The 2,430-nt window shown below is 63.3% G+C and carries 5 protein-coding genes; all 5 read right to left on the bottom strand.

Features of this window, described 5'->3' with window-relative positions; translation table 11 throughout:
- Positions 1 to 467: SPFH domain-containing protein (locus QZY07_RS08905; protein WP_295401688.1), on the bottom strand; the 467-nt coding region annotated here is incomplete at its 3' end.
- A 51-nt stretch (positions 468 to 518) separates the two neighbouring features.
- Positions 519 to 827 carry a DUF4351 domain-containing protein gene (locus QZY07_RS08900; RefSeq protein ID WP_295401686.1) on the bottom strand — a complete coding sequence of 103 codons (309 nt, stop codon included), beginning with the start codon at positions 825 to 827 and terminating at the stop codon, positions 519 to 521.
- A gap of 20 nt (positions 828 to 847) precedes the next feature.
- Positions 848 to 994 carry a hypothetical protein gene (locus QZY07_RS08895; protein ID WP_295401683.1) on the bottom strand — a complete coding sequence of 49 codons (147 nt, stop codon included), beginning with the start codon at positions 992 to 994 and terminating at the stop codon, positions 848 to 850.
- Positions 995 to 1,028: 34 nt separating this feature from the next.
- Entirely contained in the window at positions 1,029 to 1,994 is a 966-nt protein-coding gene (locus QZY07_RS08890; RefSeq protein ID WP_295401681.1) for an SPFH domain-containing protein, read from the bottom strand.
- A gap of 35 nt (positions 1,995 to 2,029) precedes the next feature.
- Positions 2,030 to 2,430: CDGSH iron-sulfur domain-containing protein (locus QZY07_RS08885; RefSeq protein ID WP_295401679.1), on the bottom strand; the 401-nt coding region annotated here is incomplete at its 5' end.

Here is a 2,430-nt window from a genome sequence, read left to right as displayed (position 1 = left end):
TCCTCCAGCATCTTGTCCATCTCCAGATTGCTCAGGGTGGAGATGGTGGAACTGGCCACGTTGGCCTGGAGCGAGGCGTCCGGATTGGCGTTGCGGAAGAGATAGGCGACCGGATCGCTGACCCGCATCTCGTACCAGATGCCCACGCCCATCGGCGTGCCCTCCTCCGAGTTGACCATCTGATCGCGCAGATAGTGCTGGCGCAGCGTGGTCGACACCCGATAGAGCTTGCCGAAAAAGGGCACCAGCAGCGCCTTGGGGCCGAAATAGCCCAGCGGAAACCGCAAGCCCGCTTCGTCCAGCGTCCCGATCACCTTGCCGAACAGGGTAAAGACCTGCGCCTCACGTTCGTTGACGATGGCGTAAAGCCCCAGCGCGCGGGCGATGGCGAGCAGCAGCGGGATATAAATGAGGCCGACGATGAAGGCGACCGACAAGCCGAGCGAACTATCGATATCGAACAGCATGCTCTCTCTCCAGATTAGGCACGGGACTCGGGAGACGGGACATCGTCTCGGTCAGGCATCACCCTCTTGGGTCGGTGCTGGCGGTCCGTCCAGAAGCGAATCCAGGCGGTCGGCATCGAAAAGACCATCGATCCAGAGGTCCAGAAGCGTTACCTCGGCCGTGTCGATCCGCTCGCGTGCCCACTCCGGAAGCGGGCCGAAACGACGGGTCAGCAGACGTTTGAGCGTCTCGGCCTTGCCTCTTGCCTCGCCTCTTGCCTCGCCTCTTGCCTCGCCTCTTGCCTCGCCCTCGGCTTTGGCCTTCACATAGATGGACTGATAGGCACGAGTTTCCTCCAACGGGGTTCTCAGGTTCAACATGGTCCACAACTCCTCGGCCGTCAGCGACCGAAAACGTTCAAATCGATGCCCTTGAGGGTCAGCGAGCGAAACCGATAGGGACCGATGAGCACCAAGCCTCCGGTCAGGATGCGCAGTGCCTCCACACCAGTGGCCAGGAATTCATAGATCGCGGGGTCGGTTTTCATGACAGGGTGGCGCGGTCCGTCACCACGAATCGCATCACGACCCCATGCGCGTGGCCCGACCCAGCAGGGGCACCCGCAGGTTGCGCAGATAGGCATACAAGGCCGCCGGGCCGCCGCTCGCCTTGATCCGCGTCAGCGTCTGCGCCAATTCCTTCAATGGCGCGACCTCGGCCTGGGCATTGTTGCGGGCGATCTCCACCGCGCGCTTGCTCATGGTGACCTGCTGCTCGGCGTCGGCACGGGCGGTGCTGATGTCGGCGGCGACCTGATTGCGGGTGGTGTTGATGGCCGAGAGCGCGCGATCCACCTCCGGCGGCGGATCGATCTGGGTGATGAGCGCGGCATCCAGCTCGATGCCATAGCGCGTCCCGGTGGAACGGCACTGCTGCTCCATGTAATCGTTCAACAGGGGCAGATTCTTGCGTAGATCGTTGATCGACACGCCTTCCGTCAGCTCGGTCGGACCGCCGCTCCCGGCGACCTCGGCAGCGCCCACCAGACTCTGTCCCCGGGGATCGACGAAGTTGGCGATCCGCTCGCGCAGCACCGAAATGAAATAGCCCATGACGTGTTCCAGTGGGCTATCGACGCCGAAGCAGTAGGCGTACAGATTGGATTCGGCGACCCGGAAGCGGATCTGGCCGCCCACTCCGGTGGTCAGATTATCCTTGGTCACCGACTCGATGGTGTGCTGCGTCTTGGTCGGATCCCAGGTCAGATCGATGGCCTCGGTGACCACCCGAACCTTGCGCACCTCCTGCCAGGGCCATTTGAAATAAGGACCGCCGGGGCCGATGGTGCGCAGCCGCGGCACCCGGTAGCGTTCCATTTCCTCCTCGTTCAGCGAGTCGTCGGTGACCATCATGTCGCCCAGACGCTGGGCGCGTCCGAACGAGGCGATGACCGCCCGCTCATCCGGTCTCACGGTGTAAAAGGCCCGTAGAAAAACCTTGTAGACGACGAACGACAGCAAACCCAGCAAAAAGGCGGTCACATACATGGACGATCCCCCGGTTGCACAACCTGGTGGAAATTTTACGCGCTTTTGAACCCGGCGGCGCGATGACTGCCGTCACAGAACGGCTTGTTCTTCGAGGCTCCGCAGCGGCAGAGAAAGGCCGTGGTGCCCTCCCAGGCGACCCGGCCGGTCGCGGCGCGGATGGTCAGGTTGCCATCGAGCCGCACGCAGCCGTCCGGCATGGGTTTCACGGTCAGCGGTCCGCCGGTCTCGCTCAGCCCCTGACCTTGCTCGCCCACGGCGCCAAAGTCCTCGAACCTGGCCTCCAGATGACTGTTGTCGCAGAAAGGCTTGTTCCTGGACGCGCCGCAGCGACAGAGCGCGGCACGGGTGCGAACGCCGGGCATGTCCTCGCCAGCGCCCTCGATCCGCAGATCGCCGGTCAGATAGAGCGGACCGTTGTAGACGACCGTCACGG

The sequence above is a fragment of the uncultured Thiocystis sp. genome (assembly GCF_903866365.1).
In the GTDB taxonomy this organism is placed as follows: domain Bacteria; phylum Pseudomonadota; class Gammaproteobacteria; order Chromatiales; family Chromatiaceae; genus Chromatium.
The sequence above is the reverse complement of the archived record's forward strand: the minus strand, read 5'-3'. Positions and strand labels throughout refer to the sequence as shown.